This is a genomic window from Streptomyces sp. NPDC059679, assembly GCF_042734105.1.
Lineage (GTDB): Bacteria > Actinomycetota > Actinomycetes > Streptomycetales > Streptomycetaceae > Streptomyces.
In genome coordinates this window covers 314,540-332,653 of sequence record NZ_JBHWES010000002.1, presented here as the reverse complement: position 1 = coordinate 332,653, position 18,114 = coordinate 314,540, and the positions used below count along the sequence as shown (strand labels likewise).

The window sequence follows — 18,114 nt, the reverse complement described above, 5'->3', positions numbered from 1 at the left end:
ATGCGTCGTCCGGCCGGGAGGGTGTGCCATGTTGCGCACCGGTCCGGCCGGGCCTTGCGCCTGCGCCCGTGACCCCCGTGGTGACTCTCGGCACTCAACTGATGTTACCCATCGTTACATCACGGTTCCATGCCGCTTGCCCTGGCTATCCCCTCCACCTCGCGCCTGTCCCGTTCCCGCTGCTCCGCCTCGGCGGCGACCCGCTTTTTGTGCCGCTGCAGGAAGTCGGGGTCGTCCGCCCGGTCCTGGGGGACCAGGACCTTCATGCCCTTGGCGTGCGGGCTGTCGCCGAGGTCCACGACCACCCGTTCGTCCTGGGAGGTGAGCAGGCCGAACAGCACCAGCAGTTCCGCCTGCAGAGCGGGGGTGAACAGCTCCTTTTCCTCGGGCCCCATGCCGAGTTCGTACGTCCCCCCGCGGACGGCCGGTGAGGTGCTCAGCTCGCGCAGCAGCCGCATCAGCAACTCCAGCGAGCGCGGATCGATTCGTTCCTGCAATTCGGTCAGATACTGCGTCAGCCGCTCGGCCCGTTCGCTCCGGTCGTGCCGTTCGTCTCGGTCCATGTAGGCAGGATGAGCCATCACAGCCCGCTACGAAAGAGGGCGGAGCCCATAACTCTCCGTATTCGGGCCTCAGTTGGCCGGTCTGGTGGCCTCACCTGTGCCCCGATAGGTTCTCGGCGATCTGCGCGAACGGAATTGCACGACTGATTCCGCGCGAACTGAATCTGTACGAACCGAAGGGGAGGGCGAATGGCCAAGGCACTCAGATGGCTGCTGGCGCTCGTGATGCTCGTCGGGGCGGTCGGCGCGGGCGTCGGCAGCGCGACCGCGGCACCGACCAGCACGGCACCGACCACCGCGAAACCGGCCGCCGCGGAGCCGGACATCAAGGACCGAATACTCGCGATACCGGGGATGAGCTTCGTCGAGGAGAAGCCCTATGACGGCTATCGCTTCCTCGTGCTGACCTACACCCAGCCGATCGACCACCGGCACCCGTCCAAGGGCACCTTCAAGCAGCGGTTCACCCTGCTGCACAAGTCCACCGACCGGCCGACGGTGTTCTTCACCTCCGGCTACAACGTCAACACCAGCCCGCGGCGCAGCGAGCCGACCCAGATCGTCGACGGCAACCAGGTGTCGCTGGAGTACCGCTTCTTCACCCCGTCCCGGCCCCAGCCCGCCGACTGGTCCAAGCTCGACATCTGGCAGGCGGCCAGCGACCAGCACCGCCTCTACCGGGCCCTGAAGCCGGTCTACGGCAAGCGGTGGCTGGCCACGGGCGGCAGCAAGGGCGGTATGACGGCGACGTACTACCGCCGCTTCTACCCGGGCGACATGGACGCCACCGTCGCCTACGTCGCGCCCAACGACGTGGTGAACAAGGAGGATTCGGCCTACGACCGCTTCTTCGCCTCCGTCGGCACGCCCGAGTGCCGCACCAAGCTGAACGCGGTGCAGCGCGAGGCCCTGGTCCGGCGCGACGAGATCGTCGCCCGCTACCAGAAGTGGGCGGATGACGAGGGCCAGACCTTCACCGTCGTCGGCAGCGCGGACAAGGCGTACGAGAACGTCGTCCTCGACCTGGTGTGGGCCTTCTGGCAGTACCACCTGGTGAGCGAGTGCGCCGAGGTGCCCGCGCCGACCGCCTCGACCGACGAGCTGTACGCCTTCATCGACGACATCTCCGGCTTCGCCGCCTACACCGACCAGGGCCTGGAGACCTACACGCCGTACTACTACCAGGCGGGCACCGAACTGGGTTCGCCCACCTTCGACACCCCGCACCTGGACGGGCTGCTGCGCTACCCGGGCATCTACACCCCGCGCAGCTACGTCCCCCAGGAGATCCCGATGCGATTCCGGCCATATGCGATGCGGGACATCGACAGCTGGGTGCGGCACGACGCGCGGCGGATGCTGTTCGTATACGGGCAGAACGACCCGTGGGGCGCGGAGCGGTTCCGGCTCGGCAAGGGCTCCCGGGACTCCTACGTCTACACCGTCGCGGGCGGCAACCACGGCTCGAATATCAGCCAGCTCGCGGCCGACGAGAAGGCCAAGGCCACGGCCGCGGTGCAGCGCTGGGCCGGCGTCGAGCCCGTGGCGAAGCCGCTGGCCTCGTACGACGCGCGGCTCGACCGCCGGGACGTGGAGCGCGAACCGGCCCTGCGGCCGTAGGGCGCTTCGCGGCTCGCACCGGCCCGTTCAGCAGCCGCGTCAGCCCGCAGATCATGGCTGAAAATCGGCTCCCTGGCGGGTGATTTGAGAGTGAAAGTAGTGCCTGCCGAGGAGAACAAGCGCTTCGGCGAGTTCCAGTCCGTGCACCTTGACACATCAGGGAGAAGCATGCGCACTGAGATTGTTCTTCAGAACGACGACCTTGACCTCGACCTCGACCTCGACCTGCGCGTCTCCGACCTTCCGGAGGGGACGGAGCAGTTCGGGCAGGGTACCTACACCTCGCCGAGCAGCTACGCGATCGGCACTCGCTGTCCCATCTGCTGCTAGCAGGGGCCGGACCACCGGGCGGGGCAGGCAGGGCCTGCCCCGCTTTCTGTATCCCAGGCGAGGCGAGGAAACAGAATCGTGCGACCGGAGTTCGAACTCTTCGAGGTACGTGAACCGGTGCTGGTGCGGATCGCGAGCAGGCCCCGGGACCGCGCCGAGGCAGTGATCAACGCCGATGACCCCGTGCCCGGCATCCGCGGCCTGGCCGCCGACCCCCTGCTCCAGCAGGCCGTCCACGTCGCCAGCGGCAGCCTGGCCCTCAGCCTCCGGCGCCTCGGTGACGACGAGGAGGCGGCGGCTCACGGCCGCAAGCGCACCCTGAGCGCCGCCCGGACCCTCACCCGGTACGCGCGGCGGTCCGGTGGACGCCCCACCCCCTTCGGGCTCTTCGCGGGAGTGGGCAGGGCCCGCTTCGGCCCCGCTGCCAAGGCGGGGCCCACGGGCCCTGGCGAGGTGTCGGTCCGTCTTGACGGCGCCTGGCTGCACCGCCGCGTGACGGCCTGGCTGGCCGACCCCCGGGTGCGCCGCCGGGTGGATGTCGTCCTCAACGACCTGTGTGTCCTCCGGGACGGCCGGCTGACGCTGCGCACCGGCGAGCGGCAGACCTCGGTCCGCGACAACGCGCTGGTCGCCGCGGTGCGCGAGCTCACCGCCACCCCCGTCCCGTACACCGCCCTGTCCGACGAGCTGTCCCGCCGCTTCCCCACACTCGGCCCGGAGCGCCTGGACGCCCAACTCGGCGGTCTCGTCCAGCACGGGCTCCTGCTCACCTCGCTGACCCCGCACCGCATCGACGACGAACTCCTCGACCGGATCGAGGCCGCGCTCCAGGACACCCTTCCCGACACGGCCGCGGGACTGCGCTCGGTCCGCTCGGCCGCCGCCGTTCACGAACAGGACCCTCCCGGCGCGGGACTCGCCTCCTGGCAGACGCTTCTCGACCGGGTCCGCCGCCTCGACGCACCCGGGGAGAGCGGTGACGGGCACCAGCGGCCACCGGTCCACGTCGATCTGCGGATGCCCGCCGACTTCGTCGTCCCGCACCCGGTCGGTGAGGAGGTGCGCCGCTACGCCGCCGCGATCTGGGCGATGACGCCCGAGTGGACGACGCTCGAGTACATGCGGGACTACCGGGACCGCTTCATCGAGCGGTACGGAACCGCGTCGGCCGTGCCCCTCGCCGATCTCGTCGACCCGCACCGCGGTCTTGGACTGCCGCCCGAGTACGCGGAGCCGCCCGTCCATCCGCGCACCGGACCGGGTGAGGAGGCCGACGGCCCGCGCCGTGGTGTGATCGCGGAGCTCGTCCAGCAGGCCGTCCTCGCCGGAACCGATATCGAGCTCACCGACGACGATGTGGAACGTCTGGCCACCGCCGTGGGACACGACCCCGACACCAGGCCGCCGCGCACCCTTGAACTGTGCTTCCAGATTCTCGCGGACAGCCTGGACGCCCTGGACCGGGGAGACTTCCAGCTCCTCGGCAGCCCGCACATCGGCTCCTGGACGGCCGGCGCCACCGCGGGCCGGTTCGCCGCCACCACCGGCCTCACCGAGGAACTGGCCCACCTCGTCTCGTACTCCGCCGGCTCCGACAGCCTGCGGGCGCAGGTGGACGTGGCGCCCACCGACCCTCGTTCGCTCAACATCGTCCAGGTGCCGCGCCTGCTCCCGTACCGCATCCCCATCGGCGTCGCCGACGACCGCGGTGACCCCCACTGCCTGGACTGGCGCACCTTGCTGGTGGCGGCCGGCGCGGACGGGCTGAGACTGCTGCACGAACCCACCGGCCGCCAGGTGGTACCGGTGTTCCCGCACATGCTGGCGCTCGACGCCCAGGCGCCCCCGGTGGCCCGCTTCCTGTCGGATCTGGCCGCGGCCCGTCCCCGCGTATGGTCCGGCTGGGACTGGGCCGGCCTGGACGTCCTTCCCTATCTGCCCCGGGTTCGCTACGGCCGGGTCCTGGCGGCCCCCCGCCGCTGGCTGCCGGGCCGACGGCTGCGCGACGCCGCCCGCGCGCAGGGCGGATCCGCGTGGCAGGAGGGGCTGCGCGAGTGGCGGCGGCGCCTTGTGGTACCCGACCGTGTGCAGATCGCCAAAAACGATCAGATGTACCCGATCGACCTGCGCGACCCATGGGACCAGGACCTGCTGCGCTCCGAACTGACCGCGGAGCGGCCCCGCTTCGTCCTGTACGAGGACATCACCGCCGACGGTGCGCACCTGGGCTGGAACGCGGGGCACAGCACCGAGATCGTGGTGCCCTTGGTGCGCACCTCCGAGACCCGCCCTTCCTCCGCACCGTCCGCCCCCACGCCGGTCCGGCGTGCCCCGACCCGGGTCCACCTGCCCGGTGAGGACTGGCTGTTCGTCAAGCTGTACGCCGAACCCGCCGCCCACGACGCCCTGTTGACCGGCCACCTGCCGCAGTGGCTCTCGGCCGTCGAGAAGGACGTCGACCGGTGGTTCTTCCTGCGCTACCGGGACCCCGAGCCGCATCTGCGGCTGCGTTTCCATGGAGATCCGGACGTGTTGAACGGCCGTGTCCTGCCCGTTCTCAGCCGCCACATCCGCGCCGCGATCGGTTCCGGTGCCCTGCGCACCATGGCCCTGGACGTGTACCGGCCCGAGACCGACCGTTACGGCGGCGACTCGTCCCAGGAGGCGGCCGAGCGGCTGTTCCAGACCGACAGCCTCTCCGCGCTGCTGCAGCTGCGTGCGCGCGGGGCGGGAGCGTCGGCCGTACCCGACGATGTGCTGGCCGCCCTGGGACACGCCGTCCTGCTGGACTCCCTGGGGGACTGGGACTGGTGCGCCTGGGTGGACCGTATGTTCACCAAAGGACCGGAACACGACGCCTACCAACGGCATCGGTCGTCGGCCCACCGCCTGATCCGCCCCGGCGAGACCGGCGAGACCGCCCGCCTGGCCGCCCAGGAACTGTCGTCCCCGGAGCTCGCGCGACTGTGGACCGGGACACCGGAGCCGCGCGCCTACGGCCGCCTGATCCTGCCCGCTCCGCCCGCCGACCGTGACGAGGCGGTGCTCTCCCTCCTCCACATGCGGCACAATCGCCTGTTCGGCGTCGGTCCGGCGGCGGAGGCCCGCGGATACGCCGTACTGCGCGGCGTGGCCCGCGCCCACATCGGAAGGAGGGCTCATGCGACCCGTACGTGACCGTGCCGCCGTACGTGAACGTGCGCTGGCCGTCTCCGCCCAGATCCTCGACCGGCTGGCCGACCCCGCCGCCACCATGGCCGCCACCCGCATCCCTGCCGAGGCAGCGGACGACGGCGTCCCCGAAAGCGTCTGGGCCGAGCTGACCCTCGGCAGCGGAAGCCCCGGCCTGTCCATCGCGTTCAGCGGAGTGAGCCACCGCGCGGCCGAACAGGCTCCCCGGGCGCATGCCTACCTGGGAGTGGCGACCCGGGCCGTGGCCTCCGGGACCGTCGCCCCGAGCGGCATCTTCAAGGGGCCAGGGGCACTGGCCTTCGCGGTGCTGCTCGCCCATCGCAGCACCGGCGGCTATGTCTCCGCGCTCCAGCGTCTCGACGCGTATCAGCGCGATCTGGTGGCCACCGTACTGCCCGCGGCCTGGGACGATGCCCCACTTCCCAGCATCGGCCACTACGAGGTGGTCCGCGGTCTGACCGGAGTCGGCCGCTACCTTCTCGCCCGCGTCGAGAGCTGCGGCCAGGCGCTCGAAAGCGTCCTCGACCACCTGATCCGCCTGTCGCGCGGGACAGTCGGGCACCGCGGGCACCGGGTGCCCCGGTGGTGGGCTCTGGACGCGCCACGTATCGGCTCTGAGGCCGCGTTTCCCGGCGGCCACCTCAACCTCGGCATCTCACACGGCGTCGCGGGCCCTCTCGCGCTGATGTCGCTCGCCTGGCAGCAGGGCGTCAGGCGGCCGGATCAGCGGGAGGCCATCGAGTCCACGGCGGACCTCCTGACGCGGTGGGCGGTCAAAGACGGGCACGGCCCCTTCTGGCCCCCTCATCTCAGCCTCGCCCAGTGGCTGGCCGGCCCGGAGGAGTACGGCGCACCCGCCGGATGGCCGTCGTGGTGCTACGGCGCCCCCGGTGTCTCGCGCGCCCTGCAACTGGCCGGACTGGCACTGGGCCGACAGGACTGGGCAGCCCTGTCGCGAGCGTCGGTGGAGCGGCTGCTGACCCTGCCCATGCACGGCTGGGGCATCCACGATCACGCCCTGTGCCACGGCTGGGCAGGTGCCCTGCACCAACTCGGCCGGCTCAACGAACACTTCGGCGACCCGCGGATCGACGTCCTCCGGGACCGGCTGGCCACCGAGTTGATCAGTGCCTTCGACCCGGACCTGCCGTTCGGGCACCGCTTCACCATGACAGTGGTGCCCTACGGCTCCGACATCCCGGGCTACCTGGACGGCGCCGCGGGCGTCGCCCTGGCCCTCGACTCCTACGCGGCGGGAGCCACCCCGTCCGGCTGGGACATGCCCTTGCTGCTGTCCTGACCTTCACCTACCGGTCCGACCGGGCTCAGTACGACAGCCCGTGGCCCACCGGGTACAGCACCCGGTGCGGGGCGTCCGCGCGCCGTACGGGGACGGGCAGCCTGCCGCGCGGGTCGGTCCGGCCGGCGATGACCCGGGCGGCGGCGCGCAGTTCGACATCCGTCCAGGAGTAGGTGGCCAGGGAGGCCGCGGGGGCCTTGCCCCGGGCACCGGTCAGCCGCGCGACGTACGCGATGTCATAGGGGTTCCGGAGGGCCACATGGACCAGCGGAACGCCGGTGGCGGCGAGCTTGGAGACGAGGACGCGCTGCCGGGAGTCCTTGCCGACGTTGTACGTCGCCACGATCACCGCGTCCCGCCCCCGCGCCGCCGCGACCGCCGCCTTGATCCGCTCCGTCGTCGGGTCGAGCCCGGCGCCAGAGCCAGTAGACCCAAGGGAAATGGACAGGGCCTCGGCGGTGAAGCCGAGGGCGGTCAGGGCGCGGGCGAGGACCGCCGTCGGCGGGCCGCCGGTGCCGGAGGGCGCGGCCGGGTCCGGGCCCACGACCAGCAGCCTGCGGTGGCGGCGGGGGGACAGCGGCAGCAGATGGCCGTCGTTGACGAGCAGCGTGGTGGTGCGCTCGGCGATCCGGTCGGCGGCGGCGCGGTGCCCGCGGCTGCCGACCGTACGGGCGACCTGGCCGTCACCGGTGTACGGATGGTCCAACAGGCCCCGGCGCGCCTTGAGTTCCAGGATGCGCAGCACGGATTCCTCGATACGGGCCTCGCTGAGCTCGCCGCCCCGTACGGCCCGGTGGACGCCCGCCCAGGCGGCCGGCAGGTCCGGCGGGTTCAGCAGTTGGTCCGCGCCCGCCTTCAGGGCCAGCACGGGCACCCGGTCGTCGCCGTACTTCTTCCGCACCCCCGCCATACCGAGCGAGTCCGTCACCACCACGCCGCCGAAGCCGAGTTCGCCGCGCAGCAGACCGGTGAGGATGGGCTTGGAGAGCGTGGCGGGGCCGTCGTGGGGGTCGAGCGCGGGGAACCGCAGATGCGCCGTCATGATCACGTCTACGCCCGCCGCGATGGCGGCCCGGAACGGCGGCGCGTCCAGCCGCTCCCACTGCGCGCGGGAGTGGGTGATGAGCGGGAGGTCGAGATGGCTGTCCACGGACGTGTCGCCGTGCCCGGGGAAGTGCTTGGCGGTGGCCGCGACCCCGGCGCTCTGATAGCCCTCGATCTGGGCCGCGACCAGCCGGGCCACGGCCTTCGGATCGGCGCCGAAGGAGCGTACGCCGATGACGGGGTTGGCCGGGTCGACGTTGACGTCCGCGACGGGCGCGTAGTCCTGCCGGATGCCGAGCGCGGCGAGTTCGGCCCCGGCTATCCGGGCGGCGGTGCGGGCGTCTGCGGCGCTGCCCCCGGCGCCGAGCGCCATCGCGCCCGGGAGGAGGGTGGCGGGCGCGCCGATGCGGGCGACGATGCCGTGCTCCTGGTCGATGGACAGCAGCGCGGGGACGGGGGTGCGGCCCGCGAGCGCGGCCTTCTGGATGCCGTTGGAGAGGGCGGCGAGCTGGTGGGGGTCGCGGATGTTGTGCGCCCACCCCGCGTACATGACGCCGCCGGCGTGGTACTTCGCGATCAGCTCGGCGGCGGTGGCGACACCGGTCTCCCTGCGGTTCTGCGCGGCGTCGGCGGGGGTGGGGGAGGTGGCCGAATGGCCGTAGACCCGCACCACGAAGAGCTGGCCTATCTTCTCGTCGAGCGTCATCCGGCCCAGCAGCGCCTCGGCCCGCTTGCGGTCCCGGTCCCGGTCCCGGCGTTCGCCGCCGCCGGCCGGGCCGGCTGCGCGGTGGGTCGGCGAGGCCTCCCGGGTGGCGGAGGTCCGCTGTGGGGAACAGGCGGCGGCCGCGGCCGCGAGGGCGGCGGTCAGCAGGGTGCGGCGGGAGGCCGCCTTGGGGAATGCCGGGTCGTGCACCCGCACTCCTTCCGTCGGTTCGAGGAGGGGGTGGCTGTGGTCCGCATGGCACGAACATCCGGAAAATATGGGGTAAGTGAGGCTGCGTCAATCTGAGTTGAACGAAGTCGCCAAGGGGAACAGTCTTGACCCTGTCTCGGTCAATCGGCATATGACACCGATCGCGCGATGCCCGAACGATGTCCGGGAGTGACTGGGTGACGCGCGACGGTCAGTCGGCGAAGCGCGGCTGCACGGGCAGCCGGTCCCGCGGCACCTCGAAGACGGCGATCACATGGAAGGGCGCGTAGCACTCCGGCGGCGGCTCGGGATGCGGGCCCGCGATGGGCTTCAGGGTGTCACCGGCGCGGTGGAGGGTCGCCGACGGCCACTGGGCGCAGCCCGTGGTCGCGGACCAGCCGACCAGGGTGGTGCGGCTGAAGTCGGTGGCCCCGGCCCGATCGATGATCTCCTGCGCCCGCCCCCGGAACAGCCGGGCGAAGGCCTTCAGCTCGTCCGGCCCGCGCAGCACCGCCCGCACCTGCCGGACCGAGCCGGGCGCGCTCGTGAAGTAGGCGAGCCCGGAGTCGACGCGGCCCTGGCGGAACGGCGTGCCGGGCGGGGAACTCGGGGTGCCGCCGTCAGCGCGGTGGTTGGGGGGCGCACTGACGGCGGCGTGCTGCTGGCCGCAGGCGGCGGAGAGGGTGGTCAGCGACGCAGCCAGCAGCGCGGCCGATACCGCTCTGCGGAGACTCACCAGCAGCACACGGCTTGGACGGCCCGCGCCGCGGACCGGTTCCGTGGGCGTGGCCGGACACAGAGGGTGCGGGGCGGGACGCATACGGCCATGGTGGCAGCGGTCGCCGCGGCCTCCGGGGCGGGCACGCCGTGGGGTGCGCCGAGTGGGTGCACCGCCGGTGCACCGGATGGGTGGTGCGCAGGTCAGCCAGGAATTGCCGCCCCACGGGGCCGAGACCGCCCTGCGCCGCCACGCCCGGCCGGGCTGACACCGCGCCCGCGCTGTCGCTCAGGCCGCCTCGGCGAGCAGCCGCAGCAGATGGTCCCGGGCCGCGGGAAGCAGCCCCGGAAGCTCCGCCGCTTGCGGATACCAGCGCTTCTCGTACTCCCAGCACAGCCAGCCGTCCCAGCCCGCGCGGCTGAGCAGCTCCACGGACTCGGCCAGCGGCAGCACACCCGCGCCCAGCGGCAGCGGGGTGGTGTCGTCGGCCGAGGCGATGTCCTTGACCTGCACATAGCCCAGGTACGGGGCGAGCGCCGCATGGGTGGCGGACGGATCCTCGCCGCCCAGCCAGGGGTGCATCACATCCCAGATCGCGCCCACGCTCTGGTGGCCGACCAACCCGAGTACGCGGGTCACGTCGGCCCCGGTGCGGTGCGAGTCATGCGTTTCGAGGAGCAGCCGCACGCCCAGGTCGGCGGCGTACGGCGCGGCGGAGGCCAGACGCCGGGCGGCGTTCGCGTCGGCCTCGGCGGCGTCGAGGTCACCGCCGCCGGGGAAGACCCGGACATGGGCCGCGCCCAGGTCATGGGCGAGCCGCAGCAGCTCCCGCAGCTCCTCCAGCGCCGGTTCGTCCGGCCCCGCCGCGGCGGACCGTACGTACCCCGCGACCGTCAGCACCGCCACCCCGGCGGCCTTGAACTCCGCCACCACCCGCGCCCGCTCGGCGGCCCCGATCCCCGGGTGCACCGGCTCCTCGGGGTGCGCCCGCAGCTCGACGCCGTGGTAGCCGGTGTCGGCGGCGAGCCGCACCACGTCCTTGATCGGCAGGCCGGGGACGCCGAGGGTCGAGAAGGCGAGCTGCATACGGGCTCCGGTTCTTCGAATGGATCAGGTCTCCACTGTGCCACCTACCCGGCGGCAAGGCGCCACAGTGAGGTCACCTCCGCCGCGCGGGCCTCGTGCAGCGGATCGTCCGGATCGGTGGCGCGGCGATGGCCGGGACGGGTGTCCAGCCGGTCCACGACCCTCAGGCTCGCCGCGTCGAACGCGGCCTGTAGCTCGTCGCGCGGGCGCAGGCCCAGGTGTTCGGCGAGGTCGGAGAGGATCAGCCAGCCCTCGCCGCCCGGGGCGAGATGGTCGGCCAGGCCGTCGAGGAAGCCGTGCAGCATCCGGCCGTCCGGGTCGTACACCGCGTACTCGACCGGCGAGGTGGGGCGGGCGGGCACCCAGGGTGGATTGCAGACGACGAGCGGGGCCCGGCCGTCCGGGAAAAGATCCTCCCGCACGACGTCCACCCGTCCGGCCAGACCAAGCCGTGTGATGTTCTCCCCCGCGCACGCCAGCGCCCGCGGGTCCTGGTCCGTGGCCACGACGCGCCCCACGCCCCGGCGGGCGAGCACCGCGGCCAGGACGCCCGTCCCGGTGCCGATGTCGTACGCCAGGGATGTATCGCCGGGCAGCGGCGCCTCGGCCACCAGGTCCACGTACTCGCCGCGCACCGGTGAGAAGACGCCGTAGTGCGGATGGATCCGGTCGCCGCCCAGGGCCGGCACCGCGACGCCCTTCGTGCGCCACTCATGCGCGCCGATCAGGCCCAGCAACTCCCTCAGGGAGGTCACCGAGGGCCCTTCGGCCGGTCCGTACGCCTCCGCGCACGCCTGCCGTACGTCGGGCGCGCGGCGCAGCGGCACACCGTAGTCGCCGTCCAGCGGGACGAGCAGCATGCCCAGCACCCGGGCCCGCCGGGACTGGGCCTGCCGGTGCTGGTGGAAGGCCTCGGCGGGGGAGGCCGCGGGGGCGCGCCGCCGACGTGGGCGGCGCGGGCCCCGGTCGACGCGGCGGGCCATGGCGCTCAGCAGCTGGCGGGCGCCCTGGTAGTCGCCGCGCCACAGCAGCGCGGTGCCCTCGCAGGCCAGGCGGTAGGCGGTGTCGGCCGTCATACGGTCGTCGGCGGTCGCCACCCGGCGGGGCGGGGGCGCCCCGTTCTCGGAGCGCCATCGGGCGTCGCGGGCCCGCCCGGCTTCGGTCCATTCGATGACCTGATGCGTACTCAGCGGGTGTACCTCATGCTCTGATTCAGTTCCGACTGCTCACTCCTTATCCCGCGAAGCCTCCTTGGCGCGAGTGATTTTCGGCCGGATGACGCCCCTTCGGATACCTGGCCGCCTCCAGGGCCCGGTTCTACGATGGGAGCGCTCCCGTGCATTGTGCGCACCCCGTATCAGAGGAGAACAAGGGACATCTGGAGCCATCATGATTTGTCATGAGCACAACCGGAGGCGGTGGGTGGCGCGGGCGTCGGCCGCCGCGTCCGCCGCCGTCCTGATGATCGCGATCCCGCTGGCGGACACCGCCTCCGCCCATGGCTCGGCCATCGGCCCGGCCTCGCGCAACTACGGCTGCTGGAAGCGCTGGGGCGGCGACTTCCAGAACCCGGAGATGAAGACCAAGGACCCCATGTGCTGGCAGGCCTGGCAGGCCGATGTCAACGCCATGTGGAACTGGAACGGCCTCTACCGGGAAGGCGTCGCGGGCAACCACCAGGCCGCCCTCCCCGACGGCCAGCTCTGCAGCGGCGGGCACACCTCCTCGGGTCGCTACAACGCGATGGACGTGCCCGGCAAGTGGGAGGCCACGGCCGTCAACAACAGCTTTACCTTCAAGAACCACGACCAGGCCAAGCACGGCGCCGACTACTACCGCATCTACGTCACCAAGCAGGGGTACGACGCCACCACCCAGCCGCTGCGCTGGAGCGACCTCGAACTGGTCGCCCAGACGGGCAAGATCGCTCCCGGAGTCGGGGAGCCCTCCACCGACCCCTCGCTGAACGGGGTCACCGTCTCGATCCCGGTCAACGCCCCCGGGCGCACCGGCCGCCATGTCGTCTTCATGATCTGGCAGGCCAGCCACCTGGACCAGTCGTTCTACTCGTGCAGCGACGTCATCTTCACCGGAGGATGAGCCGCCAGTCCTGGCCGACGAGATCGGCCCCGTAACTCTGGTGCCGCCGCTCGGCGATCAGCTCGAACCCCGCCCGCTGGTAGATCCGGCGGGCGGCGGTCAGGACGTCGTTGGTCCACAGCACCAGTTCGCGGTAGTCCGCCTCGCGGGCGAATTTCACACACGCCCCCACCAGCCGGTCGCCGATCCCGAACCCCCGGGCGTCCGGCTCGACGAGCAGCAGCCGCAGCCGGGCCGTCTCGGGCGCCTCGTCCCGTACGCACAGCACCGACCCGACCGGACGCCCGCCGAGCTCGGCGATCCAAGCGCGCTCGTACCCCGGATCTGTGCCGAACTCACCAACGATCCGCGCCACGTGAGCCTCGAACTCGGCATTCCAGCCGAACTCCTTGGCGTACAGCGCGCCGTGCCGCTGCACGATCCAGCCGAGATCGCCGGGGCCCGGAGCACGCAGCCGCACTCGCTCCGGCGCGCCGGAGAACACACCGCGCGCGGTCGCCAGCGCCTCGCGCAGCCGACGCAGCTGCGGCCGGTCCAGCCGGGCCAGCAGCCGCCCGACCGACTCCCGTGACTTGCGGTCCAGTTCGGCCGCGGCGGCCCGGCCCTCGGCGGTGAGCGAGACCTGCTGGTGGCGGGCGTCGCGGACGTTGCGCTCGCGGGTGATCAGGCCCTGCTCCTCGAAGCGGCCGAGCGTCCGGCTCATATGGGCGGCGGTCAGCCCCAGATCATCGCGGAGCGCCGAGACATGGGCGCGCTCGCGCTGGGCGAGCTCGTACAGGATGCGGGCCTCGCTGAGGGTGTACGGGGTGTGCAGCCGGCCCGGATAGTCGAGGACGCCGATGACTCGGGTGTACAACCGGTTGAAGGAACGCACCTCGTCGATGGCGGTGTCGAGGTCGTCGGACATGGGTCCCTCCCCAGAATCGCTTGACCTAATACTTGCTCCAGATCAAGCACTTTCACAACACCACCGGTGTCCCGGGCGCTGGATCGCCCGGCTCAGAACGGCCCACCCGCCGCCCGGCTCCCTACCCGACGGCCCGCGGCGGAGCCGTGGACGCCCGGGCCATCAGCTCGGAGCGCACCATCGCCACCCCACCCGGCGGCTGCGGCTCGCGCCCCAGCGCCAGGCGCCCGGCGCGGGCACCCGCTTCGTGGAGGGGCAGCCGGACCGTGGTGAGGGCCGGGACCGCGTCCGCGCTGAAGGGCAGGTCGTCGAAGCCGGCCACCGACACGTCGTCGGGGATCCGCAGCCCCTGGTCGCGCAGCGCCGCGCAGACGCCGAGCGCGATGGTGTCGTTGGCGGCCACGATGGCCGTCAACGCCTCGTCGCGGCGGAGCAGTTCGAGCGTGGCGTCATAGCCGGAGGAGCGGTCGTACAGCCCGTGGACGGTCAGCCGCTCCGCTCCCGCCTCGCCCGGGCTGCCGAGGCCCGCCGCCGACATGGCCGCGCGATGTCCCTCGAGGCGGTCGCGGGTCGTGGTGCGCTCGGCGGGGCCGGCCACATAGCCGATCCGGCGGTGGCCGAGGGTCAGCAGATGCTCGGTGAGCCGCCGGGCGCCGCCGCGGTTGTCGAAGGTGAGGGTGACCGCGTCCTCGATCGGGGGGCGGCCGCACAGCACCACGCGGGTGCCGGACGAGGCCAGGCGGGACGCCTTGGCGGCGACCGCGGCCATGTGGTCGGGGTGCTCGACGGCGCCACCGGTGAGCACGACGGCGGCGGCGCGCTGCCGCTGGAGCAGGGTCAGGTAGTTGAGTTCGCGCTCCGGGGAGCCGCCGGTATTGCAGATCACGGCGAGCTTTTCACCGTGGCGGCCGGACTCCGCGCCCATGGCCGACCCCATCTCGGACTGCACGGCGCCGGCGATGATCCCGAAGAAGGGGTCCGCGATGTCGTTGACGAGCACGCCCACCAGATCCGAGGTGGCGGCGGCAAGCGCGCTCGCCGGGCCGTTGACCACGTACTCGAGCTCGTCCACCGCGCGCAGCACCCGGGCCCGGGTCGACTCGGCGACCGGGTAGTTGCCGCTCAGGACGCGCGACACGGTGGCCGCCGAGACCCGCGCCCGTGCGGCCACATCGGCCAGGGTCACTGCCATGATTCCTCCGTTGGATGGTCACCTGGTGGTGCGCCGCGTGCGCCCCTTCGCGCACGCCCATGCTCTCACTGGTCAGGGTGGGTGCCGGAGAGGGATGTCCGGGCGCATCGCCCTCCCCGTTCCCCTCCCGTTCGAAAGTTTCAACAGGGGCCCGATTGTGCTCGCCAAGGTCTTGTCCGGTCATCCGGACCATGTCTAGGGTCCTCCCCAGCAAGCGCTTTCCCTCGGCGAGGAGCCCTGTTCATGGCCGCAGCCACCACCCGTATCCGTGCCGCAGTCGTCGGTACCGGAGGCATTGTCTCCGGCAGCCATCTGCCCGCGCTCCGCGCGCAGGCCGACCGCGTCGACCTCGTCGCGGGGGTCGACGTGGACGAGGACCGCCTGGAGGCATTCCGCGCCCAGGCCGCCGAGCCCGGCGAGACGGGCCCCGGATTCACCGTGACCGGCTACACCGACCTGGCTGCCATGCTGGAGGCCGAGCGCCCCGACCTGGTTCTCATCGGCACCCCGCCCTCCCTCCACCGCGAGCAGACCGTGGCGGCCCTGCGCGCCGGGGCCTGGGTGCTGTGCGAGAAGCCGCTGTGCCTCACGCTCGCCGAGTACGACGAGATCGCGGCGGCCGAGGAGGCAGGGAAGCCCGAGGGCGGCCCGTACGCGTCCGTGGTCTTCCAGCACCGCTACGGCTCGGGCGCCGTCCACGCCCGCGAGCTGCTGACCAGCGGCGAGCTCGGCAAGCCGCTGGTCGCCCACTGCCAGACCACCTGGTACCGCAACACCGAGTACTACGCGGTGCCCTGGCGCGGTCGCTGGGACAGCGAGGGCGGCGGCCCCTCGATGGGCCACGGCATCCACCAGATGGACCTGCTGCTGTACCTCCTCGGCGACTGGACCGAGATACGGGCCATGGCCGGGCGGCTGGTCCACGACGTGGAGAGCGAGGACGTCTCCACCGCGCTGGTCCGCTTCGCGAACGGCGCCGTGGCCACCGTCGTCAACAGCGTGGTGTCGCCGGACGAGGTCAGCCGGATCCGCATCGACTGCGCCGACGCCACCGTCGAACTCACTCACCTGTACGGGCACAGCAACGACGACTGGGTCTACACCCCCGCCCCGCACACCCGCGACGCCGCCGACCGCATCGCCCACTGGCGCAGCCCCGCCGCCGAGCTGCCCAGCTCGCACACCGCCCAGCTGGCCGTGGTGCTCGACGCGATACGGGACGGGGTACGGCCCCCGGGCAGCGGCCCGGACGCCCGCCGCACCATGGAGTTCCTGGCCGCGCTGTACAAGTCGGCCTTCACCGGACGGCCCGTTCACGCCGGCGAGATCGCCCCCGGCGACCCGTACTACGACGCCATGCACGGCAACCACCCCGACTGGGCACCCGCCAAGGAGAACTGAGCATGACCGAGCCGATCACCGTCACGCACACCCACGGCGAGAGCGTCACGGTCGCCTCCGGGGGCGTCGAGCTGCTGGCCTACGTCTACAAGCCGGACGCCGACCCGTTCGAATCGCTGAAGCCCTACACCCACCCGCTGCGCACCCTGGCCGGCAATGTGGTCTCCGGCTACCGGCCCAACGACCACCGCTGGCACAAGGGCCTGCAGATGACCGCGAGCCATCTGTCCGGGCAGAACTTCTGGGGCGGCAACAGCTACCTCGGCCCGGAGCAGGGCTACCAGCGGGTCGAGGAGCGCGTCGGCTCGATGCGCCATGACGGTTTCGAGGAGTTCACCGTCACCGACGACCGGCTGCGCTTCACCGAGAACCTGACGTGGGTGGCCCATCCTTCTGAACAGCACAGCGGCGGCCAGGAGTGGGCGCAGGAGCTGCGCACCGTCGAGGTGCACTCCGTGGAGCCCGCCGAGGGCACCTGGGCCATCGACTGGTCGATCCGCCTCACCAACGTCCGCGGAGAGGAGCTGCGCTTCGGCTCCCCGACCACCGCGGGCCGTGAGATGGCCGGCTACACCGGGCTGAACTGGCGCGGCCCCCGCGACTTCACCGGCGGCGATGTGTTCGGCCCCGGCGGGCGCGGCGGCGAGGGCGAGCAGGGCGCGTCCGACCTGATGGGCACCCCGGCCGCCGAGGCGCCCTGGATCGCCATCACCGCCGAGCACGACGATGTGGACGGCCACTCCACCATGCTGTTCTCCCACGCCCCTCAGAACCTGTCACAGGATGGGGGAGCCATTCACGCCTCCCACTGGTTCGTACGCTCCGAGCCCATTCCCTCGGTCGCCTTCTCCTGGGCGTTCTTCGAGGAGTTCGCGCTGCCGCCGGGCGAGAGCTTCGCGTACCGCTACCGCGTGGTGATCGCGGACGGCGCCTGGGACCGGGACCGCGCCGAGACCTACCTCAAGTCCCACGGGTGGTGAGCGGAAGATGACCGGGATCACCGATCCGCTGCCGGGCGGGGTGGGTCTTTCCCACATCAGCGCGTACGAATGGGAGGCCGCCGACGGGGTGTGCGGCGGCAGCCCGCACCTCCATCTGGCCTGCACCGAGGCGTATGTGGTCACCGGCGGGCGCGGCGCCGTCCAGACATTGACCGTCGAGGACGGTTACGTCGAGACACCGCTGGAGCCGGGCGCGGTGGTGTGGTTCTCGCCCGGCACGGTGCACCGCATGGTGCAGGGCGGCGGGCTGAAGGTGACCGTGCTGATGCAGAACAGCGGGCTGCCCGAGGCGGGCGACGCCGTGTTCACCTTCCCCTCCGAGGTCCTGGCCGACGCCGAGGCGTACACCGCGGCCGCCACGCTGCCCGCCAAGGAGGGGCCCGAGGCCGACGCCGCGGCCCGGCGCCGCCGCGATCTGGCGGTCACCGGCTATCTGGAGCTGCGCGAGGCCCTGGAGAAGGGCGACGACGGCCCGCTGCGCGCCTTCCACCAGGCCGCGGTGCGGCTGGTCGGGCCCAAGGTGGCGGACTGGGAGCCCCGTTGGCGCGACGGCGCGCTCGCCGCCGCGCAGCGCACCGGCGACCATCTGGCCTCCCTCGCGGCGGGCGACCCGGCCCATCTGGCCCGCGCCCGCGTCCGCGCGTCCGGGCCCACCCGGCAGGGCGGCTACGGCATGTGCGGCCGCCGCGACGAGTACGAACTCCCCGGCGTCACGCTGCCGTACTACGGCGAGTGACCTGACCCCTG

15 protein-coding genes are annotated in these 18,114 nt (G+C 72.3%); 8 read left to right on the top strand and 7 right to left on the bottom strand.

All coding sequences use genetic code 11. The features are described from left to right. Positions 1-119 precede the first annotated feature (119 nt). Positions 120-563, bottom strand: coding sequence for a hypothetical protein (locus ACFV2X_RS04005; RefSeq protein ID WP_385611078.1), 444 nt, complete (start codon positions 561-563; stop codon positions 120-122). A 189-nt stretch (positions 564-752) separates the two neighbouring features. Here ACFV2X_RS04005 and ACFV2X_RS04000 point away from each other — a divergent pair, with 189 nt between their 5' ends. The 4 genes from ACFV2X_RS04000 (at position 753) to ACFV2X_RS03985 (ending at position 7,005) form a co-directional block, all read left to right on the top strand. Then, positions 753-2,183, top strand: coding sequence for a S28 family serine protease (locus ACFV2X_RS04000; protein WP_385611076.1), 1,431 nt, complete (start codon positions 753-755; stop codon positions 2,181-2,183). A gap of 168 nt (positions 2,184-2,351) precedes the next feature. Beyond that, the gene (gene lanA / locus ACFV2X_RS03995) at positions 2,352-2,513 is read left to right on the top strand and encodes an SCO0268 family class II lanthipeptide (RefSeq protein WP_385611074.1); all 162 of its coding nucleotides are present in this window, start codon (positions 2,352-2,354) and stop codon (positions 2,511-2,513) included. 78 nt (positions 2,514-2,591) lie between these two features. Beyond that, on the top strand, positions 2,592-5,690 hold the full coding sequence (locus ACFV2X_RS03990; RefSeq protein ID WP_385611072.1) for a lantibiotic dehydratase: 3,099 nt from the start codon (positions 2,592-2,594) through the stop codon (positions 5,688-5,690). After that, positions 5,674-7,005, top strand: coding sequence for a lanthionine synthetase C family protein (locus ACFV2X_RS03985; RefSeq protein WP_385611069.1), 1,332 nt, complete (start codon positions 5,674-5,676; stop codon positions 7,003-7,005). The genes ACFV2X_RS03990 and ACFV2X_RS03985 overlap by 17 nt, the downstream gene beginning before the upstream one ends. 25 nt (positions 7,006-7,030) lie before the next feature. On the opposite strand, the gene ACFV2X_RS03980 is transcribed toward ACFV2X_RS03985, so the two are convergent. The 4 genes from ACFV2X_RS03980 to ACFV2X_RS03965 form a co-directional block, all read right to left on the bottom strand. Continuing rightward, entirely contained in the window at positions 7,031-8,962 is a 1,932-nt protein-coding gene (locus tag ACFV2X_RS03980) for a glycoside hydrolase family 3 protein (RefSeq protein ID WP_385611066.1), read from the bottom strand. A gap of 211 nt (positions 8,963-9,173) precedes the next feature. After that, the gene (locus tag ACFV2X_RS03975) at positions 9,174-9,698 is read right to left on the bottom strand and encodes a hypothetical protein (RefSeq protein ID WP_385611063.1); all 525 of its coding nucleotides are present in this window, start codon (positions 9,696-9,698) and stop codon (positions 9,174-9,176) included. Between the two features lie 270 nt (positions 9,699-9,968). Further along, positions 9,969-10,766, bottom strand: a complete 798-nt coding sequence (locus ACFV2X_RS03970; protein ID WP_385611061.1) for a sugar phosphate isomerase/epimerase family protein — start codon at positions 10,764-10,766, stop codon at positions 9,969-9,971. A 44-nt stretch (positions 10,767-10,810) separates the two neighbouring features. Continuing rightward, positions 10,811-11,956 (bottom strand): methyltransferase, encoded by a 1,146-nt coding sequence (locus ACFV2X_RS03965; protein WP_385611480.1) that lies wholly within the window; start codon positions 11,954-11,956, stop codon positions 10,811-10,813. Positions 11,957-12,155: 199 nt separating this feature from the next. Between ACFV2X_RS03965 and ACFV2X_RS03960 the strand changes: the two genes are divergently transcribed. Next, a complete protein-coding gene (locus tag ACFV2X_RS03960; protein ID WP_385611059.1) occupies positions 12,156-12,866 on the top strand; it encodes a lytic polysaccharide monooxygenase in 711 nt (236 codons plus the stop codon). On the opposite strand, the gene ACFV2X_RS03955 is transcribed toward ACFV2X_RS03960, so the two are convergent. Next, positions 12,853-13,773, bottom strand: a complete 921-nt coding sequence (locus ACFV2X_RS03955; protein WP_385611057.1) for a GNAT family N-acetyltransferase — start codon at positions 13,771-13,773, stop codon at positions 12,853-12,855. The genes ACFV2X_RS03960 and ACFV2X_RS03955 overlap by 14 nt on opposite strands. Positions 13,774-13,894: 121 nt before the next feature. Further along, a complete protein-coding gene (locus ACFV2X_RS03950; protein WP_385611055.1) occupies positions 13,895-14,965 on the bottom strand; it encodes a LacI family DNA-binding transcriptional regulator in 1,071 nt (356 codons plus the stop codon). Positions 14,966-15,208: 243 nt separating this feature from the next. Here ACFV2X_RS03950 and ACFV2X_RS03945 point away from each other — a divergent pair, with 243 nt between their 5' ends. The 3 genes from ACFV2X_RS03945 to ACFV2X_RS03935 are packed head-to-tail and all read left to right on the top strand — an operon-like array spanning position 15,209 to position 18,103. Beyond that, a complete protein-coding gene (locus tag ACFV2X_RS03945; RefSeq protein ID WP_385611053.1) occupies positions 15,209-16,366 on the top strand; it encodes a Gfo/Idh/MocA family protein in 1,158 nt (385 codons plus the stop codon). A 2-nt stretch (positions 16,367-16,368) separates the two neighbouring features. Continuing rightward, positions 16,369-17,346: a PmoA family protein gene (locus ACFV2X_RS03940; protein WP_385611051.1), complete on the top strand. Its 978-nt coding sequence runs from the start codon at positions 16,369-16,371 to the stop codon at positions 17,344-17,346. 7 nt (positions 17,347-17,353) lie between these two features. Next, a complete protein-coding gene (locus ACFV2X_RS03935) occupies positions 17,354-18,103 on the top strand; it encodes a cupin (protein WP_385611049.1) in 750 nt (249 codons plus the stop codon). The last annotated feature ends 11 nt before the right edge of the window (positions 18,104-18,114 follow it).